3 protein-coding genes are annotated in these 7,716 nt (G+C 73.7%); all 3 read left to right on the top strand.

Going from position 1 to position 7,716, the window contains the following annotated elements:
• Positions 1-1,863 (top strand): aminopeptidase N (pepN, locus tag BBH68_RS02120; protein ID WP_079150745.1); only part of this gene is annotated, 1,863 nt, incomplete at its 5' end.
• A gap of 785 nt (positions 1,864-2,648) precedes the next feature.
• Positions 2,649-3,716: a tellurite resistance/C4-dicarboxylate transporter family protein gene (locus BBH68_RS02115; RefSeq protein ID WP_079150741.1), complete on the top strand. Its 1,068-nt coding sequence runs from the start codon at positions 2,649-2,651 to the stop codon at positions 3,714-3,716.
• Between the two features lie 262 nt (positions 3,717-3,978).
• On the top strand, positions 3,979-7,716 hold the full coding sequence (locus BBH68_RS02110) for a nitrate reductase subunit alpha (protein WP_245737852.1): 3,738 nt from the start codon (positions 3,979-3,981) through the stop codon (positions 7,714-7,716).

The raw sequence follows: 7,716 nt of genomic DNA, 5'->3' as shown, positions 1-7,716 counted from the left end.
GACGCCGAACGGCAGACCCGCGCCATGGTCATCGCCCACGAGATGGCCCACATGTGGTTCGGCGACCTGGTCACCATGAAGTGGTGGGACGACATCTGGCTCAACGAGTCCTTCGCCGAGTACATGGGCTACCAGACCCTCACCGAGACCACCCGCTACACCGACACCTGGGCCGACTTCGGCGTCCGCCGCAAGAACTGGGGCTACGACGCCGACCAGCGCCCCTCCACCCACTCCGTGGCCCCCGAGCCCGAGCAGGTCCCCGACACCGGCGCCGCCCGCCTCAACTTCGACGGCATCTCCTACGCCAAGGGCGCCTCCGCGCTGCGCCAGCTCGTCGCCTGGCTCGGCCAGAAGGACTTCCTCGCCGGCATCAACACCCACTTCGCCCGCCACCGCTTCGGCAACGCCACCCTCGCCGACTTCATCGACTCCCTCGCCGAGGCGTCCGGCCGCGACGTGCACACCTGGGCCGACCGCTGGCTGCGCACCACCGGCGTGGACACCCTCACCCCGACGATCACCGCCAACGGCGGCCAGTGGACCGCCGAGATCCACCACCGGGGCAGCCACGACACCGGCACGACCCGCCCGCACCGCATCGCCATCGGCCTGTACGACCACGAGCCCGCCGCCCCCCACAAGCTGGTGCTGCGCGACCGCGTCGAGGCCGAGCTGAACGGCGCGCCCGGCGACGCGCCGGACGGGACCCCGGGCGGCGACGGCCCGACCCTGACCCTCTCCTTCACCGGCCCCCGCCCCGACCTGCTGCTCCTCAACGACGGCGACCTCACCTACGCCAAGATCCGGCTCGACCCCGGCTCCTGGAAGACCGTCGTACGCTCCCTGTCCGGCCTCCCCGACGCCGTCGGCCGCGCCCTCGTCTGGAACGCCGCCCGCGACATGGTGCGCGACGGCGAACTGGCACCCGGTGCCTATCTCGACGCCGCCCGCGCCCACCTCCCGCACGAGACCGACATAGCCATCGTCCAGGGCGTCCTGGCCTTCGCCCGCACCCAGATCGCCGACCGCTACCTCCCCGCCCACCGGCGCGCCGCCGCCCTCGCCACCATCACCGCCACCTGCCGCGACCTGCTGCGCCGCACCGAGGACGGCTCCGGCCCCGGCCTGCGGCTCGCCGCCGTACGCACCTTCGTCGACAGCGCCACCTCGGCCGCCGAGCTGCGCGACTGGCTCGACGGGGACACCGTGCCCGGCGGCCCGGCCCTCGACCCCGAGCTGCGCTGGCAGATCCTCGGGCGGCTCGCCGTCCTCGGCGCCGCCACCCCCGACGACATCGACGCCGAACTCGCCCGGGACTCCAGCGCCACCGGCCAGGAGGGCGCCGCCCGCTGCCGCGCCGCCCTCCCCGACGCCGACGCCAAGCGCGCCGCCTGGGCCGCGCTCTTCGCCACCGACGGCGGCCCCGAGCTGTCCAACTACCTCGTCACCGCCACGGCCGGGGGCTTCTGGCAGCCCGAGCAGCACGGCCTGCTCGCCGAGTACGTCCCCGCCTACTTCCCGGCCGCCGTCGCCGTGGCCACCCGCCGCGGCCCCGCCATCGCCGACGCGGTCGCCCGCTGGGGCTTCCCGACCACGGTGGACGCGACGACCCTGCGGCTGGGGGAGGAGTGCCTGAGCGCCGACGACCCGTCCGCCGCCCCGTCCCCGGCGCTGCACCGCCGCCTCGCCGACCAGATCGACGACCTGCGCCGGGCGCTGCGGGTGCGAGAAGCGCAAGAGGCCGAGGAGGCCAAGGAGGCCGAAGGGACCGAGAAGGCCGAGGGGGCCGAGAAGGCCGAGGGGGCCGAGAAGGCCACGGAGGCCGAAGCGGCCCAGGGGGCGCAGCGGGCCGAGGCGTAGCCGGCCGGCCCGCGCCGGTGCCCGCAAGCCCTGCGCGGGTGCCCGCGCGAGGCCCAGGCGGGCACCGCGCGAGGTCCGAGCGGGGGCCCGTACGAGGCCCGAGCGAGGTCCGAGCGGGGGTCCGTACGAGGCCCGAGCGAGGTCCGAGCGGGGGCCCGTACGAGGCCCGAGCGAGGTCCGAGCGGGGGTCCGTACGAGGCCCGAGCGAGGTCCGAGCGGGGGTCCGTACGAGGCCCGAGCGAGGTCCGAGCGGGGGTCCGTACGAGGCCCCGTGCCCGCAAGCCCCGCGCGGGGCCCGCACGAGGACCGCGAGGGGCCCGCACGAGGTCCGAGCGGGGGTCCGTACGAGGCCCGCGCGGCGCCCGGGCGGGGCCGGCGGGGGCCCGTACGAGGTCCGAGCGGGGGCGAACGAGCCTGCCCCCGGCCCGTTCGGCCCCCGCCGGCCCCGCCCGGAAGGCTCCCGGCGGGCCCCGGAAGGCTCCCCGGAGCCTCCCCAGAGGGCCCCGGAGACCTCCCGGAGGGCGTCGCAAGGGCCTTCCGGCCCCTTGCGACGGGGGTGTTCACCTGTTCGCGGCGCCGTTCGCGACAGGGCTTCGACCCGCCCGGCCCGGACGGGGCCGGGCGGCGGCCCGCCGGGTATTGGATGTCTCTGCCCGGCGCCAAGCGATTACCAAGACGGCGTGGCGAAATCATGGGGTGCCGTTGGCCGAACACACCCCCGTCCGGCGTCAGCGCCGCCGAGGCACGGCGTCGGCCCGCCTGGCCGGTGGCAGCCTGCTGGCGTGATGTGGACGAAGTGTGTGCGGGTGGAGCCGGAGCTGCGGCCCGGCGGATTCGCGCCGGTGATGGCGACCGGGATCGTCTCCCAGGCCGTCGGGGCGGCGGGCGCGCGACGGCTGTCCGACGGGCTGCTCGCGGTGGCCGTGGCGCTGTACGGACTGCTCCTGGCGGGCTGGGCGCGGCGGCTGGCGAGACATCGGCGGGACGTGGCGCGGGAGCTGCGGGAGCCGGCGAAGGTGTTCGGCTTCTTCACCTTCGTGGCGGGATCCGACGTCCTCGCCACCCGGCTGGCGGCCGGGCCGGGGCGGCCGGTGGCGGCGGTCCTGCTGGCCGTGGCGCTGCCCGTATGGCTGGCCCTGATGTGGTGCGCGGCGCGCGTGGTGCGCGGCCTCGGGGTCGGGGGAGTGCTGCGGCACGTGGACGGCAGCTGGTTCCTGTGCGTGGTGGGCCTGCAGTCGTTGGTGCTGGCAGGCGGCGCGCTGGAGCCCCACCGGGCCCTGGCGGCGAAGGTGGCCGGCTGGGTGCTGGGGGTGGCGCTGTACGTGGCGGTGGCCGCGGCGGTGGCGGGCCGGGTGGTGTCCGTCGGCCTGCGGCCGCGGGAGCTGACCCCGCCGTACTGGGTCACCATGGGCGCCTGCGCCATCAGCCTGCTGGCCGGCGCCCGGCTCGTCCCCCAGGGGCTCGACCCCGCGCCCACGGGCGGCGCCGTGGCCGATTTCCTGCTGGCGATGTGGGGCTGGATAACCCTTCTGGTACCGGTGCTGCTGGCCGCCGGGATCTGGCGGCACGGAGTGCACCGGGTGCCGCTCGCCTATGAGCCGACCTGGTGGACGATCGTCTTCCCGCTGGGCATGTACGCCATGTCCTCGGCCGTCCTCGGCACCACCGAGGGGCAGCACCGCCTGGTGTCCGTGGGGCACGCGATGGCGTGGGGTGCCTCTGGGGCATGGACGCTGGCCGCGCTCGGCGCGTTGCTCCCCCGGCTGCCGGGGGGTGCCCCAGGCCGGGGATCCGGTCAGAAAAAGAGGTCAAGAAAAGGCAAGGCCCGTCGTCAGGCGCCCTCCGCGTCGTGAGGGAAGCCGGCTCGCACCCCCGGGCCAGGCAGGTTTGAGGCCCCGTCAACTTCCGTTAACTTTTTGCCTCCCGGGCAGGACGTACGCCTGAGGCAAGCATTGCAAAGTGCAAGAAAAAACAGTTTCAGGTGATGCTAAATGGCCGAAAGCAGGCAGGCTGTGTGGCTGAGACGCGAGTGATGCTGTGGCGCGAACCGAAGCCGGTCACGCCCGCTGCCGGGGAGACGGCGCGGGCCCCGGCCCCATCCCAAGGAGTAGCTCCGTGGCGCGTCGCACCACACGATCGCAGGCCGAGGCCGCCGCGTCAGCGGTGACCGAACGCCTGCTACGGGCCGGGGCGGCCCTGCGCCGCACCGCCACCACCCCGGACCTGCGGGCCGTCTACCGGACCGACCAGGCCGTGGAGGACTCCCCGTACCGGGAGCGCTGGGCCCACGACAAGGTGGTGCGCTCCACCCACGGCGTGAACTGCACCGGCTCCTGCTCGTGGAAGGTGTACGTCAAGGACGGGCTGATCACCTGGGAGACCCAGCAGACCGACTACCCCTCGGTCGGCCCCGACCGGCCCGAGTACGAGCCCCGGGGCTGCCCGCGCGGCGCCTCCTTCTCCTGGTACACCTACTCGCCCACCCGGGTGCGCTACCCCCACGCCCGAGGCGTGCTCGTCGAGCTCTACCGCGAGGCCAAGGCGCGGCTCGGCGACCCGGTCGCCGCCTGGGCGGAGATCACCGGCGACCCCGCCAAGCGCCACCGCTACCAGTCCGCCCGCGGCAAGGGCGGGCTGGTCCGCATCGGCTGGGAGGAGGCGCTCGAGATCGCGGCGGCCGCGCATGTGCACACCCTGAAGGCCTACGGCCCCGACCGGATCGCCGGCTTCTCCCCGATCCCCGCCATGTCCATGGCCTCCCACGCCGTCGGCGCCCGCTTCATGTCGCTGATCGGCGCCCCGATGATCTCCTTCTACGACTGGTACGCCGACCTGCCCATCGCCTCCCCCCAGGTGTTCGGCGACCAGACCGACGTACCCGAGTCGGGCGACTGGTGGGACGCCGCCTACCTGATGCTGTGGGGATCGAACGTGCCGGTCACCCGCACCCCCGACGCCCACTGGATGGCCGAGGCCCGCTACCGGGGACAGAAGGTGGTGGTGGTCTCCCCGGACTACTCGGACGCCACCAAGTTCGCCGACGAATGGCTGCACCCCCACCCCGGCACCGACGGCGCCGTCGCCATGGCGATGGGACACGTCATCCTCACGGAGTTCTTCACGAAGCGGCAGGTCCCCTACTTCACCGACTACGTCAGCCGCTTCACCGACCTGCCCTTCCTCGTCGAACTCGTCGAACGGGACGGGACCCCCGGCGGCCACACCCCCGGCAAGTTCCTCACCGCGGCCGACCTGCGCGCCACCCACCCGGACCTGGCCGCCCACGCCGACGAGGCGGCCCAGCGCTGGATGCCGGTGCTCCACGACGCGGACACCGACCGCCCCGTCGTCCCCGGCGGCACCCTCGGCGACCGCTGGAGCAAGAGCGGCGAGGGCCGCTGGAACCTCGACCTGGCCGGCATCACCCCCCGCCTCACCTTCCACCGCACCACCGGCGCCCGGACCATCGACGTCGAACTGCCCCGCTTCGACGAACCCGGCGCCACCGTCCGCCGCGCCGTCCCCGCCCGGCGGATCGGCGGCCGGCTCGTCACCACCGTCTTCGACCTCCTCCTGGCCCAGTACGCGGTCGGCCGCCCCGGCCTCACCGGACAGTGGCCCACCGGCTACGACGACGCCTCCGTGCCCTCCACCCCCGCCTGGCAGGAGGCCATCACCTCCGTCCCGGCCGCGGCCGTCATCCGCGCCGCCCGGGAATTCGCGCACACCGCCGAGAAGAGCCGCGGCCGCTGCATGATCGTGATGGGCGCCGGCACCAACCACTGGTTCCACTCCGACACCATCTACCGCTCCTTCCTCACCCTGCTGCTCCTCACCGGCTGCCAGGGCGTCAACGGCGGAGGCTGGGCCCACTACGTCGGCCAGGAGAAGGTGCGCCCCTTCACCGGCTGGCAGCAGCTCGCCACCGCCGCCGACTGGGTGCGCCCCTCCCGGCAGATGGCCGGCACCCCGTACTGGTACCTGCACACCGACCAGTGGCGCTACGAGCGGTACGGCGCCGACGCCCTGGCGTCCCCCACCGCCCGCGGCCTGTTCACCGGCCGGCACACCGCCGACCTGGTCGCCCAGTCCATGCGGCTCGGCTGGATGCCCTCCTACCCCACCTTCTCCGCCAACCCCCTCGACCTCGGCCGCCGGGCCAAGGAGAGCGGACAGCCGGCGGGGGAGTGGATCGCCGGACAACTCGCCGACGGCGCACTCGACTTCGCCTGCGAGGACCCCGACGCGCCACAGAACTGGCCCCGCGTGCTCACCGTCTGGCGGGCCAACCTCATCGGCTCCTCCGCCAAGGGAAACGAGTACTTCCTGCGCCACCTGCTCGGCGCCCGCGACAACGCCACCGCCGAGGAGGCACCCCCAGACAACCGCCCGACCGACGTCACCTGGCGCGCCGAGGCCCCCCGCGGCAAGCTCGACCTGCTGATGGCGCTCGACTTCCGGATGACCTCCACCACCCTCTTCGCCGACCTCGTCCTCCCCGCCGCCACCTGGTACGAGAAGCACGACCTGTCGTCCACCGACATGCACCCCTACGTGCACGCCTTCACCCCGGCGATCATCCCGCCCTGGCAGGCCCGCACCGACTTCGAGATCTTCCACGGCCTCGCCCGCAAACTCAGCGAACTCGCCGCCGGACGCCTGGACGTCGCCCACGACCTGGTGGCCTGCGCCCTCATGCACGACACCCCCGGCGAGACCGCCCAGCCCGGCGGCACCGCACCCGACTGGCGCGAGGGCCGCACCCAAGCCGTACCCGGCCGCAACCTCCCCGACTTCGCCCTCGTCGAACGCGACTACACCGCCGTCGCCGACCAGCTCGCGGCCTTCGGCCCGCTCGCCGAACGCCAGGGCATGCGGGTCAAGGGCGTCAGCGTCGACCCCACCCCCGAAGCCGGCTGGCTGGCCGACCGCTGTTCCACCGCCACCTCGGGAGCCGCCAGGGGACGGCCCCTGCTGGACACCGACACCAAGATGTGCGAAGCCATCCTCGCCCTCTCCGGCACCACCAACGGGCGCCTCGCCGCCGAAGGATTCCGGCAACTCGCCGAACGCTGCGGCGCCGACTCCGGCCTCACCGAACTCGGCCACTCGGTCGCCGAGCGCCGCGTCGCCTTCTCCGACACCCAGACCCGCCCCGTCCAGGTCGGCGCCAGCTTCGAATGGTCCGGCAAGGAGGCCGTGGACCGCCGGTACGCGCCCTTCACCATCAACACCGAACACCGCAAGCCCTGGCACACCCTCACCGGCCGCCAGCACTTCTACCTCGACCACGACTGGATGGCCGAACTCGGCGAACAACTGCCCGTCTACCGGCCCCCGCTGGACATGGCCGCCCTCGGTGAAGCCCCGCCCCCCGGCACCGCCGACACCGGCCGCTCGGTCACCGTCCGCTACATCACGCCGCACTCCAAGTGGTCCATCCACTCCGAGTACCAGGAAAACCTGATCATGCAGACGCTGGCCCGCGGCGGCCCCGTCATCTGGATCGGCGTGGAGGACGCCGAGGCCATCGAAGTGGCCGACAACGACTGGATCGAAGCCGTCAACGCCAACGGCGTCGTCGTCGCCCGAGCCGTGGTCTCCCACCGCATGCCCCAAGGCACGGTGTTCATGTACCACGTGCAGGAACGGCTGGTGAACGTGCCCAAGTCCGAGGCCACCGGCGGCCGCGGCGGCACCCACAACGCCCTCACCAAGCTGCTCATCAAACCCACCCACCTCATCGGCGGCTACGCCCAGCTCTCCTTCGCCCCCAACTACTACGGACCCACCGGCAACCAGCGCGATGCCCTCACCGTCATCCGGCGCCGGTCCCAGAACGTGGAGTACTGA

The sequence above is a fragment of the Streptomyces sparsogenes genome, assembly GCF_001704635.1.
Taxonomy (GTDB): domain Bacteria; phylum Actinomycetota; class Actinomycetes; order Streptomycetales; family Streptomycetaceae; genus Streptomyces; species Streptomyces sparsogenes.
This window is presented reverse-complemented; position numbering and strand designations above follow the sequence as displayed.

Coding starts and splice junctions, on each gene's coding strand:
- BBH68_RS02115 (WP_079150741.1), top strand. CDS start 2,649: ATGTGGACGAAGTGTGTGCGGGTGGAGCCGGAGCTGCGGCCCGGCGGA.